Source organism: Staphylococcus sp. NWU MKU2 (assembly GCF_033283605.1).
Classification (GTDB): Bacteria; Bacillota; Bacilli; order Staphylococcales; family Staphylococcaceae; genus Staphylococcus; species Staphylococcus haemolyticus.
In genome coordinates, this window is record NZ_JAVSMH010000006.1 from 45,992 (window position 1) to 63,708 (window position 17,717).

Annotated in this window: 16 protein-coding genes; 9 read left to right on the forward strand and 7 right to left on the reverse strand. The window is 33.9% G+C overall.

Translation table 11 applies throughout. The annotated features are described in order from the left end of the window. Positions 1-71 precede the first annotated feature (71 nt). Together SBL15_RS09715 and SBL15_RS09720 are read left to right on the forward strand one after the other, a co-directional pair. The gene (locus tag SBL15_RS09715; RefSeq protein ID WP_107611524.1) at positions 72-302 is read left to right on the forward strand and encodes a hypothetical protein; all 231 of its coding nucleotides are present in this window, start codon (positions 72-74) and stop codon (positions 300-302) included. Positions 303-419: 117 nt separating this feature from the next. Further along, complete coding sequence (locus SBL15_RS09720; RefSeq protein WP_107611525.1) at positions 420-1,595, forward strand: MFS transporter; 1,176 nt, start codon at positions 420-422, stop codon at positions 1,593-1,595. A gap of 56 nt (positions 1,596-1,651) precedes the next feature. Here SBL15_RS09720 and SBL15_RS09725 read toward each other — a convergent pair whose 3' ends face one another. Beyond that, positions 1,652-3,001: a carboxylesterase family protein gene (locus tag SBL15_RS09725; RefSeq protein ID WP_107614324.1), complete on the reverse strand. Its 1,350-nt coding sequence runs from the start codon at positions 2,999-3,001 to the stop codon at positions 1,652-1,654. A 127-nt stretch (positions 3,002-3,128) separates the two neighbouring features. Then, on the reverse strand, positions 3,129-4,793 hold the full coding sequence (locus tag SBL15_RS09730; RefSeq protein ID WP_107611527.1) for an APC family permease: 1,665 nt from the start codon (positions 4,791-4,793) through the stop codon (positions 3,129-3,131). Between the two features lie 185 nt (positions 4,794-4,978). Between SBL15_RS09730 and SBL15_RS09735 the strand changes: the two genes are divergently transcribed. Then, positions 4,979-5,578, forward strand: coding sequence for a YdeI/OmpD-associated family protein (locus tag SBL15_RS09735; RefSeq protein ID WP_053018416.1), 600 nt, complete (start codon positions 4,979-4,981; stop codon positions 5,576-5,578). Between the two features lie 96 nt (positions 5,579-5,674). On the opposite strand, the gene SBL15_RS09740 is transcribed toward SBL15_RS09735, so the two are convergent. After that, entirely contained in the window at positions 5,675-6,718 is a 1,044-nt protein-coding gene (locus tag SBL15_RS09740) for a 2,3-butanediol dehydrogenase (RefSeq protein WP_053041393.1), read from the reverse strand. 431 nt (positions 6,719-7,149) lie between these two features. On the opposite strand from SBL15_RS09740, the gene SBL15_RS09745 reads away from it, so the two are divergent. Genes SBL15_RS09745 through SBL15_RS09760 form a run of 4 tightly spaced genes read left to right on the forward strand, consistent with a single transcriptional unit; the run spans position 7,150 to position 10,750 of the window. After that, positions 7,150-8,457 (forward strand): betaine/proline/choline family ABC transporter ATP-binding protein, encoded by a 1,308-nt coding sequence (locus SBL15_RS09745; protein WP_107614399.1) that lies wholly within the window; start codon positions 7,150-7,152, stop codon positions 8,455-8,457. After that, on the forward strand, positions 8,457-9,092 hold the full coding sequence (locus SBL15_RS09750) for an ABC transporter permease (RefSeq protein ID WP_037535693.1): 636 nt from the start codon (positions 8,457-8,459) through the stop codon (positions 9,090-9,092). The genes SBL15_RS09745 and SBL15_RS09750 overlap by 1 nt, the downstream gene beginning before the upstream one ends. A gap of 24 nt (positions 9,093-9,116) precedes the next feature. Further along, the gene (locus SBL15_RS09755) at positions 9,117-10,064 is read left to right on the forward strand and encodes an osmoprotectant ABC transporter substrate-binding protein (protein ID WP_037535696.1); all 948 of its coding nucleotides are present in this window, start codon (positions 9,117-9,119) and stop codon (positions 10,062-10,064) included. Next, positions 10,064-10,750, forward strand: a complete 687-nt coding sequence (locus SBL15_RS09760) for an ABC transporter permease (protein ID WP_037550177.1) — start codon at positions 10,064-10,066, stop codon at positions 10,748-10,750. Before SBL15_RS09755 ends, SBL15_RS09760 begins: the two co-directional genes overlap by 1 nt. 59 nt (positions 10,751-10,809) lie before the next feature. Here SBL15_RS09760 and lrgB read toward each other — a convergent pair whose 3' ends face one another. From lrgB to SBL15_RS09780, 4 genes are all read right to left on the reverse strand, one after another. Continuing rightward, entirely contained in the window at positions 10,810-11,511 is a 702-nt protein-coding gene (gene lrgB / locus SBL15_RS09765) for an antiholin-like protein LrgB (protein ID WP_011274935.1), read from the reverse strand. Continuing rightward, the gene (gene lrgA / locus SBL15_RS09770; protein WP_107611530.1) at positions 11,511-11,966 is read right to left on the reverse strand and encodes an antiholin-like murein hydrolase modulator LrgA; all 456 of its coding nucleotides are present in this window, start codon (positions 11,964-11,966) and stop codon (positions 11,511-11,513) included. Before lrgA ends, lrgB begins: the two co-directional genes overlap by 1 nt. Before the next feature lie 274 nt (positions 11,967-12,240). Then, entirely contained in the window at positions 12,241-13,011 is a 771-nt protein-coding gene (locus tag SBL15_RS09775; RefSeq protein WP_107611531.1) for a response regulator transcription factor LytR, read from the reverse strand. Further along, positions 13,012-14,766 carry a sensor histidine kinase gene (locus SBL15_RS09780; RefSeq protein WP_053018413.1) on the reverse strand — a complete coding sequence of 585 codons (1,755 nt, stop codon included), beginning with the start codon at positions 14,764-14,766 and terminating at the stop codon, positions 13,012-13,014. Positions 14,767-15,200: 434 nt separating this feature from the next. Between SBL15_RS09780 and SBL15_RS09785 the strand changes: the two genes are divergently transcribed. Beyond that, entirely contained in the window at positions 15,201-16,595 is a 1,395-nt protein-coding gene (locus tag SBL15_RS09785; RefSeq protein ID WP_317955868.1) for an MFS transporter, read from the forward strand. A 186-nt stretch (positions 16,596-16,781) separates the two neighbouring features. Next, complete coding sequence (locus tag SBL15_RS09790; RefSeq protein ID WP_317955870.1) at positions 16,782-17,714, forward strand: 2-dehydropantoate 2-reductase; 933 nt, start codon at positions 16,782-16,784, stop codon at positions 17,712-17,714. Positions 17,715-17,717 lie beyond the last annotated feature (3 nt).

Sequence of the window (17,717 nt, forward strand, 5' to 3'; positions counted from 1 at the left end):
ATTAAACTAAGTAGTATTTAATTTGAAAATTTTACTATATAACTAAATCATTGAACGAAGGAGCAAATTATATGAAAGTTATATCTCATCTGCTTGGAATTATGATTACACTACTTGCACTATTTAATATATTTAGATTTTTAATAAGCCTAGTTGAAAGTTATTTTAATATGAATTTTGGTTTTGATTTTATATTGCATAATAATTATGTGACTTACGGCGCAATTGCATTACTTGTTCTTTCAGCATTTCTACAAGAACTTATTGAACATCAATACAACAATAATGAAAGTCTCTTTTAAAACATTGGGGAAGAAAAATATAAGTGAATATTATATAATGGAACAGTTACGAAACTTGAAGAACAGTGCGTAGCTGTTTTTTTATGTAAAAATGATTAAATGAAAGGAGTATGAATGATGTCTGTTATGCGGATAGCCACATTTATCATCAGCGTATTTATTGTAGGTATGGTTGAAATGATGGTCGCTGGTATCATGAATTTAATGAGTGATGACTTAGGTGTTTCAGAAGCGATTATAGGACAACTTGTCACGCTTTATGCATTAACCTTTGCAATATGTGGACCTATACTTGTTAAATTAACCAATCGATACCCTGCACGTCCCGTATTATTATGGACTTTAATTGCCTTTGTAGTAGGGAATGGTATTATCGCCGTAGCGCCTAACTTTACGATTTTAGTCATCGGACGTATATTATCATCAGCCGCTGCATCATTAATTATCGTCAAAGTCTTAGCACTAACAGCAATGCTAACGATACCTAAGAACAGAGGTAAGATGATTGGTGTTGTCTATACTGGATTTAGTGGGGCAAATGTCTTTGGTGTGCCAATCGGTACGATGATTGGTGATTGGATTGGTTGGCGTTTCACATTCGTATTTATTATTGTTATTAGTCTTATTGCCGGCTTATTAATGCTGAAATATCTTCCAACTACTACGGAACTCAATCAAGCCAATAGAATGTATAATAGCGTTTCCGATGATAATCAAGTTACATCTCATATTGTTCGACCAGTTGAGGTCGTTAAGTTTTTAGCAATTACATTGCTTATTCTAATCGCTAATTCAGTGACGTTTGTATTTATCAATCCACTTATTTTAGAGAATGGTCACTCCATGGGCTATGTATCATTAGCGCTACTCGTTAATGGTGTTGCCGGTGTTGTTGGTACATCAATGGGTGGTGTACTAGCTGACAAATTGACTAGTAAGCGATGGTTAATTATTGCTTTCACAGTATTTATTGTAGTTATGTTAGCCATTAATTTAATTTTATCTACAACAGTACTATTATTAGTTGGACTCTTTATTTGGAATATCGTGCAATGGAGTACGAACCCTGCGATTCAAAGTGGTATTATCGAACATGTTGAAGGTGACACAAGTCAAGTTATGAGTTGGAATATGTCTTGTCTTAATGCAGGTATTGGTTTAGGTGGTATTATCGGTGGCCTTGTTGTTTCAAATATGAATGTTGAAGCGGTCACGTTTGTAAGTGCCTTTATAGGTTTGTTAGGACTGATTATTGTACTTACATTAAAGAACGTACATTATGCTAAAAATTAATATCATATAACCATTTTAAACCCGTGATGGATGCATGCATCTATCACGGGTTTACCTTATTTATATACATGTGGTTCTAAGTGATTTATAGAGTAAGGTTCATAGGGCATGGTGCCTGTTCTAGCGTAATGAACTAAGTCACTTATCATACGTTTGCTTAATTCGAACTCATTGTTCGAAAGTTTAATAGAGTGACCCTGTAGTATATCCATCTTACCGAACCAGAAGACTAAATCTAAAATATGATAAGCACTTGCAAAATGAATATGTTCAGGTCGAGCCCAATCAAAGCGTAACAACCAACGATAAGAATTATTACTCATTTGTTGAAGTAACATGAATGTTGGCTGTTTAAAATATAATTCCGTCACGACATGTGCTTGTTGTTTTCCAGTTTGAACACGACTGAAATCGACGTGAATATGATTTAATTTCATGACATCAACGAAACGTTGAGGGCTCAGTTTTCGTGATTCATTTCGGATATAACAATCGCCTTCATCTTTCGTATAGCTTAATACAATGGGTTTGTTGAATTCAGTTAGAGGCCTACACATCTTGCTATCTTTAATCGGTTGATATATTAATTCTAAGCCTTTGGATTTGCCACGTGCTTCCGCGTCATATGCCATTAATTGTAGAATGGCTTGATCATCTAAATCATTTATACTTTTTCCGGAAAAGTGTTGTTGCATTAAATCATCAAAATGTTGTGCTTTCATCATGCCAGTTTTTGCTGAATCTAACTGCAATATGCCACTTAATAACATGACTTGATGATAATAGTGGTCAAGTTGTGGTTGCTGCATCAAAGCTTGAATACTCATACTGCCTGCTGATTGACCCCATAATGTAACATTGTCAGGATCTCCACCAAAATACTTAATAAAATGTGCAACCCACTTTAATACCGCAATTTGATCAGACAGACCGTTATTTTTATCGTAGTGCGCGTTAAAGTAAGACCAATCTAAAAATCCCAATGCACCTAATCGATAGTTGAACGTAATCACAATGACATCATGTTGCTCAACAATATGTTCTGGAGTATATAATTCTGCTGAACCATGACCATTTATAAAGCCGCCACCATAAAAGTAAATGATTACAGGTTTCTTTGCTTTGCCAGTCGATTGACGCCAAATGTTTAAATGTAGGCAATCTTCATTGGGTTGAAATTTCTGTTTCGTAGTTGAAAAGAACGTTTCTAATTTATTGAATGGTTGTGGAGGGATTGCTCTAAATTGTGTAGCATCAACAAATGTATCATAACTATATATAGGACTAGCATGTTTAAAACGACGATGTCCAATAGGGGGATATGCATAAGGAATGCCTAGAAACAAATCTAAATTCTTATGTGTGAAACCTTCAAAAGCCCCATACTTCGTATTAATTATTACCATCAGATCATCACCCAACATTTATCAATTACTTTAACTATAGCATTATTTTATGAGTTGAAAGATATTGAATGCTGTTCTATTCTAAAAAAACCTAAGTATGAACGTAGTCACACTTAGGTTTACTGTATTAATCATTATGTTGTTGGATTGCTTCTTTTCTTTCAGCTTCCTGTTGTTCTGCTTCTATTGTATCTTCTTTCATTTGTTTATTAATCTTCTTAGCACGTTTGTAATACACACTCTTGAAGTGGTTTGTAATACCAATTCTATAAAAGACAAGTGCTATAACAATTATAACTAGGAAATCGTAAGGGTAGTGTATTAGGTTAATACCTTTAAACTCTTTACTACCGATAAATGACATACAAGCTAATAAGATTAAGTAGACAATAATCCACATACTTCCGCCGATTTGTTTTTTAGTGTTTTTCCAATTCATTTTATATTCATAGAAGAAATAAATTGGTAATCCTAAAATAATAATCAATATAACTTCAGCTGTGGTTGGCCACATCGCCCAATAAATTGCTAATGAAGCAAGTACAAATGATAATGGTGCCATTACTTTTAACATCGTGCCACGGAATGGTCTGTGTAATTTAGGTCCCATTTCACGTAATGACATTACCGTAGTTGGTCCTGTTAAGTAAGCGACTAATGTTGCTGTTGAAATAACAGCGGCTAATACACCCCAATCACGGAATAACGTCACCATAATCATACTGATGATCGCATTAAATACGATGGCTACACGTGGAATATTATAAGTTGTATTAATTTTACCTAAGAACTTAGGAATATGACCATTACGTTCCATTGCATTTAATACACGACCAGTAATCGCAACAAATGATACGCCTGTACCAAATGGTGAAACAACCGCTTCGATGTATAGCAAAATAGCTAACCAGTTGATACCTAATAAGATTGCCATGTCTGCGAATGGTGAATTGAAGTTGATACCACTCCATCCATGCTCATGAATCATTGATTGTGGCATAGATGTAATAAATGTACTTTGTAGTATGATGTACAGAATTGCGCTCAACGTTAATGAAATTGCAATGCCACGTGCAATATTCTTTTCAGGATTTTTAATTTCAGATCCCATATTAATGATTGTTTGGAATGCATTAAATGAGAAGATGATTCCTGATGTTGTTGTTGCTGCAAAGATTGGTGCACTACCGTACGGCATAAATTCGCCAATAGATGAACCGTAGTTACTAGTGTCGAAACCTGAAAGCATTAACATGATGATTGTTAGTAACGGTACACCTAATTTAAAGAACGAAATTAAACTAGTGAAAGACGTTAATAATTTAACTGACCAATAGTTTAATAAAGAAAAAATAATGATAATGACATAGACAGCGAATAATCCTGTCGTACTGATTGAACCATTATGCATTAATGCAGAAGTTGGTTTTGCCCAATCCCATGGCCATGAACTGATGTATTGTACAGCAGATACTGCTTCAATTGGAATGATAGTAACTAATGATACCCAGTTTGCCCATGCGGCAATAAATCCTAACAATGAACCGTGTGAGTATTGAGCATAGTTACTCATACCTCCAGATTGCGGAAACATTGTTCCTATTTCAATATAGTTATAAGAAATCGTTCCTATAACTATAAACCCGATAATCCAAGATAAAATGGCTGCAGGACCAGCTGCAGAAGAAGCTTCCCATGCACCAAATAACCAACCTGAACCAATTAAACTTCCTAGTCCTAATAATACAAGTTGGACCAGATTGATTTTACCTTCGTTATGATTTTGTCCCATAAATACTCCTTTATGTTGTTTTAATATTCATCAAAAATGATACGTTATAATTATACGCTTATCATTTCATTAGTCAATTTATGATTTTGTAAACTTACAAATGATTGTGTAATTAATAGTTATTTATTGACTTAAATAATATAATGATTGTATTGTTATCAAACTAACGATATGAGGTGACTAAGGTGCCAGAGAAACAATCCGATAAACAGGTATTAGCTTTTTTAGAAAAAGAAAGTCAATGGAAGGAATCTTATCAATATTTAAGAAATTTAATATTTGATGAGTCAGAATTAGAAGAAGCATATAAATGGATGCATCCAACATATACCATTAATGATAAAAATGTTATAACGATTCATGGTTTTAAACATTATGTAGCGTTACTATTTCATAAAGGTGCAATTTTAGAGGATAAATATAAAACGCTAATTCAACAAACAGAACGAGTTCAAGCAGCAAGACAATTACGCTTTAAAACACTAGATGAAATTAAAGCGCGTCGAGATGAAATTTTATATTATATTAATGAAGCCATTGAAGTTGAAAAGGCCGGCAAGAAAGTTGAAATGAAGAAGACAGAGGACTATGAAATACCTGAAGAATTACAGCAAGCATTCAATGATAATCCTAAGTTAGAAGAGGCATTTTACAAATTAACGCCTGGTAGACAGCATCAGTACATATATCACATTTCACAAGCTAAACGCAGTCAAACAAGACAAAGCAGAGTTGAAAAATATATTGACCATATACTTGATGGTAAAGGCATGTATGATAAATAATTGTTAAGAAAAAAGCTTTTAATCTTCATCTGTAGAGATGTCGATTAAAAGCTTTTATTTAAATCAAGTTAAAATGTATCGATGTGTTAATTCAAATTAGCCATTTAATTTAACTAAAATTTTAGCTTGAGATTTATCGTTTACTAATTGTTCGAATCCAGATTTAACAATGTTTTCTAATTCAATTTCATCTGTTACTACGCTCTTAACATCTAAGCTACCGTTCGCAATTAAATCAATTGTTTGTTGGAATGTAGTAGGTGAGTATGCAATTGTAGATGTTAATTGAACACCTGAGTTAGTTAATAACATTGGGTCGAAATCTACTGCATGAGCAAAGATTGATACGATGACAACTGTACCTCTTGGACGTGTAACTTGTACTGATTGAGATAATGTTACGCCAACACCAGCAACTTCAAATGTAACATCTACACCATTTTCAGTATGTTCGTTAATAAAGTCTACAGGATTTGTATTACCAGAGTTAACTACATGCGTAGCGCCGACTTCTTTAGCTTTAGCTAAACGTTCTTCAGATAAATCAAATACGAAGATTTTACTTGCACCAGCTGCTTTAGCTGCAACAATTGTTAATAAACCAATTGGACCAGCACCAAATACTGCTACTGTATCACCAAATAATAATTTACCTTCTTTAACTGCTTGAACTGCAACCGCAGTTGGTTCTACTAAAGCACCTTCTTTATCAGATACACTTTCAGGTAATGCATATACATTTTCTTCTGGTGCATTTGTAAATTCGGCAAAGCCACCATCAGAACCTAAACCGATAAATGAATAGCCATCATATAAGTCAACGCTTTCATCTTTCTCATGTTTAGATACAGTTGGGTTAACAACTACGCGGTCACCTTTTTTATATTTAGTAACGTCTTTACCAACTTCTTCAACAACACCAGCAAACTCGTGACCTAAAGTAACAGGTGCTTTTTGTCCAAGTAGTGGATCAGGTTTATCTGTAGAGATGAAGACTGGTCCTTCTAAGTATTCATGTAAATCAGTTCCGCAAATACCTGCCCATGAAACTTTTACTTTTACTTCATTGTCTTTTAATTGCTTAGGTTCACGATCTTCCACGCGAACATCTTTTTGACCATACCATACTGCTGCTTTCATTATTACAACATCCCTTCAATAAATACTTATTACACCTATAGACTAATACTATTAATTTCGTAACGCAATTTTGAATTCAGCTTTATATTATTTATTTAGAAAAGTTTGACAATTTCATGAATTTTATTGCAAGCAACTTTATTTTCTGCAGTTTTTTAACTTGATCATGCTTGAAACAACTTTAAAAAAATGCAATTGTGAATTTTTTTAATCTTTTCATATAAGAAATGTTTCAAAAAATTATATAGGGTATATAGATATAAAAGATGGAAAAAGCTCGAATTATATTGAAATTGAATTAATTAGAATTTTATGAAGCAAAGGCCATGAGGCTCTTGTTTAACTTATTACGTATTTGTTTAACAATGGGACTACTGGCCTTTTTGTTTTATGAGCTTTTTTATCTGGCAACAATAGGAAGGAGCAATCTAATGACGCTAAGTATTAAAAACTTAACAAAAATTTACTCTGGCAATAAAAAAGCAGTAGATAACATTTCATTAGATATTGAATCTGGTGAATTTATTGCCTTTATTGGGACAAGCGGTAGCGGTAAAACGACAGCTTTACGAATGATTAACCGAATGATTGAAGCCACTGACGGCACAATTGAAATGAATGGGAAGAATGTTCGAAATATGAATCCAGTTGAATTACGTAGAAGTATTGGCTATGTTATTCAACAAATTGGATTGATGCCTCATATGACCATTAGAGAAAATATTGTTTTGGTACCAAAGTTGCTTAAATGGTCTAAAGAGAAGAAGGATGCTAAAGCAAAAGAATTAATCAAGTTAGTAGACTTACCTGAAGACTATTTAGATCGTTATCCATCAGAATTATCAGGTGGTCAACAACAACGTATTGGTGTTGTACGTGCATTAGCTGCAGAGCAAGATATCATCTTAATGGATGAACCTTTTGGTGCATTGGATCCAATTACGAGAGACACTTTACAGGATTTAGTTAAAGATCTTCAAAAGAAATTAGGGAAAACATTTATTTTCGTGACACATGATATGGACGAAGCAATAAAGCTCGCAGACCGTATTTGTATCATGTCTAAAGGGAAAGTTGTTCAATACGATACACCGGATAATATTCTTAGAAATCCTGCCAATGATTTTGTTAGAGAATTTATTGGACAAAATAGATTGATTCAAGATCGTCCGAATATGAGAACGGTTGAAGATGCGATGATTAAGCCTGTTACGGTAAATGCCAACGACACTCTTAATGATGCAGTCAATGTTATGCGACAAAGACGTGTCGACACAATATTTGTAGTCAACAATCATCATCATTTACTTGGATTCCTAGATATTGAAGATATTAACCAAGGGTTACGTCAACGTAAGGAATTAATCGATACAATGCAACGAGATGTTTACAAAGTCCATATTGATTCTAAATTACAAGACTCCGTACGTACGATATTAAAGAGAAATGTTAGAAACGTACCAGTCGTTGATAATGACAATGCACTTATAGGTCTAATTACACGTGCTAATCTTGTTGACATTGTCTATGACTCTATTTGGGGTGAAGAAAATGATGAGATGACATTGTCTGATTCGCACATGAATGATGTCGAACGTGAAAATGAGTTAGGTAACATCGAAAAAAATGAACATGCCGAAGACCGTCCAAATGACGCTACAACTAAGCAAAAAGATGTTACAGATAGATTAGATACGCATGATGTGATGAATTCTAATCATTCGGGAGTTGATCGTTAATGCGCCAATTTTTCCAAGAATATGGAAGCCAACTTGTATCGAAAACGATAGAACACTTTTACATATCAATTATCGCGTTATTAATTGCGATTGTAGTTGCGGTTCCGTTAGGCATTTTATTATCTAAGACGAAACGTACTGCAAATGTAGTGTTAACGATAGCGGGTGTGCTTCAAACAATTCCGACGTTAGCAGTATTAGCCATTATGATTCCAATCTTTGGTGTAGGTAAGACGCCAGCGATTGTCGCATTGTTCATTTATGTATTGTTACCAATTTTAAACAACACAGTTCTAGGAGTACAAAATATTGATAAGAATATCATCCAAGCTGGAACAAGTATGGGTATGACAAAGATGCAGTTAATGAAAGATGTCGAATTGCCATTAGCCTTACCACTTATAATTAGTGGTATACGTTTATCAAGTGTATACGTAATCAGCTGGGCTACATTAGCTAGTTACGTTGGCGCTGGTGGACTCGGTGATTTAGTCTTTAACGGATTAAATTTATATCAGCCACCAATGATTATTAGTGCTGCAATTCTTGTAACGTGTCTGGCTTTACTTGTCGATTTCATACTTTCTTTAATTGAAAAGTGGGCCGTGCCTAAAGGGCTTAAAGTATCTAGATAAATACAAAGGGAGGATTTTAAAATTATGAAAAAGTTAAAACTTACTTTCATACTTCTTGCAATGTCTCTCATCGTATTATCTGGATGTAGTTTACCAGGTTTAGGCGATGGTGACGGTAAAGATAGTGTGAAGATTACTGCCACAGAAACTAGTGAAACAAAAATAATGGCAAATATTGAAAAATTAATGATAGAACATTATACAAATGGGAAAATTAAACCTACTATTATTGGTAATTTAGGTTCCAGTATTATTCAACACAATGCGTTACAACGTGGAGATGTGAATATGTCAGCTGTGAGATATACAGGAACAGAATTGACGAGTGTACTTGATGCGCCACCAACAAAAGATACTAAAAAAGCAATGTCAGAGTCGCAAAGATTATTTAAAGAAAAATATAATCAGAAATTTTATGACTCATTTGGGTTTGAAAATACGTATGCTTTCATGGTTACTAAAGAAGTAGCTGAGAAATATCATTTAGAAAAAGTTTCAGATTTAAAAAAATATAAAGATGAATTACGTTTAGGTATGGATACACAATGGATGAACCGTGCTGGTGATGGATATCCAGCTTTCCAAAAAGACTATGGGTTTAAATTTGCGAGTGCACGTCCAATGCAAATTGGTTTGGTGTATGATGCTTTAAAAAATAAAAAATTAGATGTTGCTGTTGGTTATTCAACAGATGGACGTATCGCTGCTTACGATTTGAAAATCTTAAAAGATGATCGTAAATTCTTCCCACCATATGATGGAAGTCCATTAGCCACTGAAAAACTAATCAAAGATCACCCTGAAATTGATAAAGCATTGAAAAAATTACAGGGACAAATTAGTACTAAAGAAATGCAGAAATTAAATTATGAAGCGGATGGAAAAGGTAAAGAACCTGCCGTTATTGCAGAAGAGTATTTGAAGAAACATAATTATTTTGAAGATGACAGTAAGAAAGGTGGTCAAAAATAATGAAAGGTAACTTGTTAAGCTCACTTTATGAATACTATACCTTGAACTTTGGCTATCTGATGGAACTCTTTTTCAAACATTTATTAATGTCTATTTATGGTGTGTTATTCGCTTGTATTATTGGCATTCCGATAGGGATATTAATTTCAAGATATACGAAGTTATCATGGCCTATTATTACTATCGCGAATATTATCCAGACAGTTCCAGCTATCGCGATGTTAGCAATACTTATGTTAGCGCTTGGGTTAGGGCCTAATACTGTAGTGTTTGCAGTATTCTTATATGCGTTACTTCCAATTATTAAGAATACGTATACTGGCATTACCGAAGTAGACTACAATATTAAAGATGCAGGCAAGGGTATGGGTATGACTAAGAATCAAGTCATGCGTATGATTGAATTGCCATTGTCATTATCAGTGATTATTGGTGGTATCCGTATTGCTCTAGTTGTAGCGATTGGTATCGTGGCAATTGGATCATTTATTGGAGCTTCTACACTAGGGGATATTATTATACGTGGTACAAACTCTACTGATGGTACGGTTTATATACTTGCTGGTGCCATTCCAATTGCGTTAATTGCGATTATTATAGATTTAGGATTACGCTTCTTAGAAAAGAAACTCGATCCAACAAGTAATAGTAAGAAACGAGACAATAAAGTTCAAAGCATCAATTAATGGTTGCAAACCGAAGAGAACCTGAGCACAACATTGTGTTCAGGTTCTTTTTAAAATGTTTAGAATAAAATTGAAGCTAATGGTGGAACAATGGCAACGATAATTACGCCAACGATAACAACGGCGATACTACCCATTGACTCTTCAGTTTCACCAAGTTCTTTGGCTGCAGCTACGCCAAGTGTGTGTCCACTTGTACCTAGTGCTAAACCACGAGCGATTGGATTTGAAATTTTAAACCACTTAACAATTTTAGTACCTAATGCAGAAATAACAACGGCATTTAGAATAACGGCTAATGACGTTAACTCTTTGACGCCGCCAATACCTTGTGATACTGGAAGGGCGATCGCAGTTGTAGCAGCTTGTGGTAGCATTGAAGCACCAATTTGATCGCCTAATTGGAATACAATAGCTACTAAGTAAATTAAGATAAGTGCGATTAACGTTCCAATAGCGATACCCCCAAAAATTTGTAGCCAATATTTTTTAAGTACATCACGTTTTTTATATAAAGGGATGGCGAAACTAATTGTTGCTGGCTCTAAGAAGAAGTTAATAATGTCTCCACCTATTTTGTAATTTTCATAACTAATACCTGTTACTTTTAAAAATACGATCCCCGCAACCATTGCTACGAAAAGTGGTGCTAGTAAAAAGAAACCGTTCGTTTTTTTATAGAAATATTGTGCAATGACAAATGGTATTAATGAGACTAATATACCAAAATACGGTGTTGTAATTCCTAAATGATCTACCATTAGTTACCCTCCCCAAGTTTAGTTTGTTTATTTTGCTCTTTAGATGGGAATAATTTTTTTGTTACGAATAATTGTGAAACAAATCCTACACAGATAAGTAGTAATAACGTTGAAATAATAATTAATAGCAATATTAAAATTGGATGTTGGCTTAATATTGGTAAAGAATTGATAACCGAAATTCCGGCCGGTACGAATAAGAAACTAATATTATTCGTTAATGCTGTGCCGACACCTTCAACTTGACCTAATTTGACAACACCAGTGCATAATAGGATGAATAGTAATACGAGTCCTATTACTGACGCTGGCATAGGAAATGGTATGAAACTTTCAATAATTTTAGATATAAATAGTACGATAGCAATCGTTAATGCTTGCTGAAAGAAATTATACGTTTTTGCTAACTTATGATTTCCTTGATGAGCATTACTTTGTGATTGTTCATTTGCCATATTTTAACGCTCCCTTTCTCTTTCCCTTACAGATAGAATATTATGGAAACGTTTACTATTGTGGATTTTGGCAGTGACTTACAAAAATTAGAACGTGAGTTGCAATATATTCAAGTTGAAAATCAAATAGACAAAATAATATCAAATGGTACGACGTTTTTTCTATAAATAAAAAGTATTTAACCTAAACTCGCATAACGAAAATGTTATTAGCAAGTGGTTAAATACTCATTAATGAAATTATTTAATATATATAAGTTAATTATTCGTTCGTTTATGCAAGGCCAATTTCATGTTTAAATGCTTTCATAAATGAACGACTGACTTGAAATTTGTCTCCAGAAGTCATGGTTACTTGATAAGTATAATTGAACCAATGTTCAACGCTATCGATATGCGTTTTATTAATAATAGTCGCACGATGGATTTTAATAAATGTGTTATTCGATAATTTCTTTTCATAATAATTAAGTGGTTCAGTTGTTTGGTATGTGCGATTGATAGTATTTATCGTTGTTATCCCATTGTTGACTGAAACTGCCGTGATGTCGTCTTTTTGGATCACATAGATACGTTCATTCATTTCAATTGGCAGTACGGTTTGGTCTCCATTATCATGACGTTTATCTCGTTGCATTGATAGAGAAGATGATTCACTTGTTGTATTATCTATCTCATTGCTATTAGATAGTTGATGCTTAACTTTATTTACTGCTTGCTCTATACGCTCAAGTTCAAAAGGCTTGAGTATATAATCAATTGCATCAAGTTCAAAGGCTTTAACTGCAAATGTATCGTGTGCAGTTGCAAAAATAATAAGTGGTGGCTGTTTCATTTTCTTTATCTTTTGTGCTAAATCTATACCACTTTCATCCATAAGATTGATATCTAAAAAGACTAAATCATATGTTTCTGATAAAAGTTTTTCTAACGTTTCTTCAATGTTTTCAGCCTCATCAATAACGTTAAATCCTGAGATCTCATTTAATAAGTAATGAAGCTCATTTCGAGCTAATGGTTCATCATCAACGATTAACGTCTTCACCTAAATATCCTCCTTTATTGTATGTGATGGTATATGACAACTTACCGTCGTTCCTAATTCTGTTGATTCAAAATGTAAAGCGGCCTTAGTGCCGTAAAGTCCAATTAACCGTCTGTTTAAATTTTCTAAGGCACTACCAGTTCCTGTCTCTGAATCAACACTCATTTGTCCGATCAATGGTAACTTATCATCATCAATTCCACTTCCATTATCACGAACGGTTAGTGTTAATTCTTCGTTGTCATGATGTGCAGTCACATCAATAATATTATCTTTACGACGATGTTTAAAGGCGTGTTTAATAGCATTCTCAACTAGGATTTGAATGACGAAAGGTGGGATGAGCACATGTTTACAAGATGAATCAATATGATATTCAATTGTGAATCGATCAGGGAAGCGTGCTTGTTCTAATGCTAAGTAGGCCTCAACTTGTTGCAACTCTTTCTCCAAAGTAATGGTGTTATTTCGAGCACCTTGCAGATTTGATCTAAAGAATTGGCTTAACTGTAATAATAACTTTCTCGCCTTTTCACTATCAATACGTACGAGGGCTGAAATGGTATTAATCGCATTAAAGAAGAAGTGCGGATTAACTTGTGCTTGTAATGATTTGATTTCAGCATCTTTTAAAAGTTTACTTTGCATTTCGGCCTGACCCAATTCTAATTGACTTGAGAAGATATCTGCTAAGCCACGAGCGAGTTGTTTCGTTGATGTCGTATTATCATATTCATTTGTAAAATAAAATTTTAATGTGCCAGCTACTTCTTGATTAATCATTAAAGGGATGACGATTGCAGATGTTAAAGTACAATTTGGATTGTTGCATCCGATTTCTTCTTTAGAGTGTGCTTCTTTTAATTGACCAGTTTTTATAACATCTTTTGATAAATCAGTAATGATCGCTTTTTTTGCAACATGATGGTCACTTGCAGCACCTACATGCGTTAAAATATCTGTTCTGTTTGTGATAGCAACTGCCGATACGTTCATCAATTTCAGAATGATTTCAGCAACGGAACGTGCAGACTGTTCAGTTAAACCTGATCTAAAATACGGCAACGTTTTATTCGCTATTTCGAAAACATCATGCGTTTGAATTGCACGGGTTTGCTCTTCTTGTTTTAATGTTGAAAGTATTATAGATAAGAAGATAGCTGTCCCAATACTGTTGATTAAAATCATAGGTATGGCAATGAATTGAACAAGCGACCATGCAGACGCTGTATCGTTGGCAAAGATGAGAATGCATGCCATTTGAATTGCTTCATTAAGTGCACCAATAATGGCACCCATTAAAACGGTTGGGTAAGTATAGCGACGCATTGTACGATAACCATAAAACCCTGATATGAGTGCGATGAAAATAGATGAAATGAGATAGGTGTATGCATTTGCACCGCCAATATAAAGGCGTGACAACCCTGATACAATGCCTACTATAATTGCGACGAAAGGTCCGCCAATTAAACCAGACATCCCTATTGTTAATACACGTGTATTTGCCATAGATGCATCGTCATTTAGGTGGTAATAAATGTTGCTAGATACAATATGTCCATTTTCAATTTCAATTCCAGTGAAATTTGAAGTTATAGCAAATAAAGCGAACAAAATTGTTAATTGCCATTGAGAACGCAATTTTTCGCGCTCTCCCATCATCGTTTTAAAGTGATTAATATTCATTAACATATAGGCGATAATAATGATTAACCCTACACGTTCAAGCAATAATATAAATAAATTAAACATAGTAAGCACCTATTCATTGTAGTTTCAGTTAAAATAAATATCCTTTCTACAATTATAATATGGATAATTTTAACTTAATAGTTTAAAATTAAAACTTATAATTTGTAGGTATCTAATTATTGATTTATTGCACTTTTGAGTATGTTGTTAAAAATATTTATTGAAAAAGTTAGAGTATTTTATTAAGTCATTTCTTCTTAATTATGATAAGGTTTTCAATGTAAACTAATTTCTTAAGTGAGTGTTGTATCAAACATAAGTTAACGTCAAATAATGTAAGTCATGATGCACATGTTAATAAATTATAGAAATAGGGAACTTATTAATTAAAGTCATAGACATAAAATGTATGACACTCATTATGGTTGCTTCATTATGACGTATATCAACTTGAGTAGATTAGTTTTAGGGTAATTTAGGAGGAATTTTTCGAGATGGAGTCTTCAAAACAATTTAGGGGAGATAATAAATTACTAATTGGTATTATAATCGGGGTACTTACGTTCTGGTTATTTGCACAATCATTAGTGAACGTTGTTCCAACGTTACAGTCTTCATTTAACACAGACATGGGTACGATTAATATTGCCATTAGTTTAACTGCATTGTTCTCTGGACTATTTATTGTAGGGGCAGGAGATATTGCAGACAAATTAGGTCGAGTAAAAATGACATATATCGGCTTAGCATTAAATATTATTGGATCATTATGTTTAATCATCGCACCTGTCGCATGGTTGTTATTAGTAGGTCGTGCGTTACAAGGTTTATCAGGTGCATTAATTATGCCGTCTACACTTGCAATAATAAATGAATATTACATAGGAAAAGAAAGACAACGCGCTGTCAGTTACTGGTCTATAGGTTCTTGGGGCGGTAGTGGTATTTGTTCATTATTTGGTGGTTTCATGGCCTCAACGATCGGATGGCAGTGGATTTTTATTGTTTCAATTGCACTCTCAATTTTAGCCTTTTTCTTAATTAAACACACACCCGAGACTAAAGTTGAACCGAATGAGAATGAAACTAAAACTAAATTTGACGTTACTGGTTTAATACTACTAGTTATTACGCTATTGAGTGTTAACGTGATGGTTACGCAAGCTGCAGATCGTGGACTGTTCTCACCAATGATTTTATCACTTGGTGCTGTATTCTTAGTTGCTGGTATCCTGTTTATTATTAGAGAATTAAAAGCAAAGAACCCGTTAGTTGATTTTCATATTTTCAAAAATAAGGGTTACAGCGGTGCGACATTATCAAACTTTATGTTAAATGGTGTTGCCGGTGGTACACTTATTGTTGTTAATACGTATTATCAAAGTCAATTAGGCTTTAGTTCACTACAAGCAGGTTTAATTTCAATTACGTACCTTGTAGCTGTGCTATTCATGATTCGTGTTGGTGAAAAATTATTACAAAAACTTGGTGCTAAAAAACCATTATTAGTAGGTAGTGGTTTTGCATTCTTAGGATTATTACTATTATCTTTAACATTCTTACCAAATGTTGCTTATATTATTTCAAGTATTATAGGTTACTTATTATTTGGTATCGGTTTAGGTACATATGCCACACCTTCTACTGATACAGCGGTTGCGGAAGCGCCTGACGACAAAGTAGGGGTAGCATCTGGATTGTATAAAATGGCATCATCTTTAGGTAATGCCTTTGGTGTTGCAATGTCTAGTACCATTTATGGTTTTGGCGCATCATTTATGAATTTACAACTAGGTGGCGCTGCTGGTGTATTATTCAATGCTGGAATTGCTTTAACCGCATTCATAGTTATCTTGATTTTAGTTCCTAAGAAATTAAGAACAAATTAATATAGTTAATAGTTTTTAAAAGAGTAGGATATCGAATTCAATTAGAGTTCGATATCTTTTTTAATAAATTAAAGAACAATTTATATTTAATTATCTTAAAATTGTGAATATTCCGTTTACAATATTGACTCTACAAATTTAAAGTAGTATTTTAAAAACATCATTAGAAAAAAGGGGTCGTAACTTATGAAAATAGCAATTGCGGGTTCTGGCGCGATAGGAAGCGGATTTGGTGCGATGTTATACCGTCAAGGGTATGATGTAACGTTAATTGATGGATGGGAGCCACAAGCGAAAGCAGTTAAACAAGAAGGTTTACATATAGACACCAATGGTGAAAATCATCATCTTAACATGACGATGTATCAACATAACGAGATTCCACAAGATGCTCAATTTGATGTTATCTTTTTATTCACTAAAGCGATGCAGTTACAAGATATGCTAGAACATATTAAAGCACACATTCATGACAATACAATTATGGTTTGTACTATGAATGGTTTGAAGCACGAACGTTTAATTCAACATTATGTTGATGAATCACGAATTGTGCGCGGTGTTACTACATGGACTGCAGGATTAGAATCTCCTGGACATACACATTTAATGGGGGCAGGTCCGGTTGAAATTGGTGCACTTGTACCTGAAGGTCAAGCTAATGTTGATGTCGTGTATGAACTGTTAGATCAATCTGGTCTTAATCCACATAAAAGTGAGCAATTGCAACAATCAATTTGGAAGAAAATTTGTGTGAATGGTACTGCTAATGCACTTTGTACGATTTTAGAATGTCGTTTATCAAATTTGAATGAGAGTGATTATGCGAAACAGCTTATTTATAAGATTACACAGGAAATTGTACAAGTAGCAACGGTGGATGGCGTACATTTAAATGGAGATGAAGTTTACAATTATCTCATCGATTTAAATGAAAAGGTAGGCCCACATTATCCATCAATGTATCAAGATTTGATTAACAATAATCGACTTACAGAAATTGATTATATTAATGGAGCAGTTGCTCAATTAGGTAAAGAACATCATATAGATGCTCCAGTTAACCAATTTGTAGCGAATATGGTACATGCGAAAGAACAACAACGACATGCAAAATAATGT

What these genes read in the sequence shown, in the direction of transcription:
- SBL15_RS09725 (WP_107614324.1), bottom strand. Translation starts at nt 3,001, where the DNA reads ATGGTAATAATTAATACGAAGTATGGGGCTTTTGAAGGTTTCACACAT.
- SBL15_RS09755 (WP_037535696.1), top strand. Translation starts at nt 9,117, where the DNA reads ATGAAAAAGTTAAAACTTACTTTCATACTTCTTGCAATGTCTCTCATC.
- SBL15_RS09780 (WP_053018413.1), bottom strand. Translation starts at nt 14,766, where the DNA reads ATGTTTAATTTATTTATATTATTGCTTGAACGTGTAGGGTTAATCATT.
- SBL15_RS09745 (WP_107614399.1), top strand. Translation starts at nt 7,150, where the DNA reads ATGACGCTAAGTATTAAAAACTTAACAAAAATTTACTCTGGCAATAAA.
- SBL15_RS09740 (WP_053041393.1), bottom strand. Translation starts at nt 6,718, where the DNA reads ATGAAAGCAGCAGTATGGTATGGTCAAAAAGATGTTCGCGTGGAAGAT.
- SBL15_RS09715 (WP_107611524.1), top strand. Translation starts at nt 72, where the DNA reads ATGAAAGTTATATCTCATCTGCTTGGAATTATGATTACACTACTTGCA.
- SBL15_RS09720 (WP_107611525.1), top strand. Translation starts at nt 420, where the DNA reads ATGTCTGTTATGCGGATAGCCACATTTATCATCAGCGTATTTATTGTA.
- lrgB (WP_011274935.1), bottom strand. Translation starts at nt 11,511, where the DNA reads ATGGTAGATCATTTAGGAATTACAACACCGTATTTTGGTATATTAGTC.
- SBL15_RS09730 (WP_107611527.1), bottom strand. Translation starts at nt 4,793, where the DNA reads ATGGGACAAAATCATAACGAAGGTAAAATCAATCTGGTCCAACTTGTA.
- lrgA (WP_107611530.1), bottom strand. Translation starts at nt 11,966, where the DNA reads ATGGCAAATGAACAATCACAAAGTAATGCTCATCAAGGAAATCATAAG.
- SBL15_RS09785 (WP_317955868.1), top strand. Translation starts at nt 15,201, where the DNA reads ATGGAGTCTTCAAAACAATTTAGGGGAGATAATAAATTACTAATTGGT.
- SBL15_RS09750 (WP_037535693.1), top strand. Translation starts at nt 8,457, where the DNA reads ATGCGCCAATTTTTCCAAGAATATGGAAGCCAACTTGTATCGAAAACG.
- SBL15_RS09760 (WP_037550177.1), top strand. Translation starts at nt 10,064, where the DNA reads ATGAAAGGTAACTTGTTAAGCTCACTTTATGAATACTATACCTTGAAC.
- SBL15_RS09790 (WP_317955870.1), top strand. Translation starts at nt 16,782, where the DNA reads ATGAAAATAGCAATTGCGGGTTCTGGCGCGATAGGAAGCGGATTTGGT.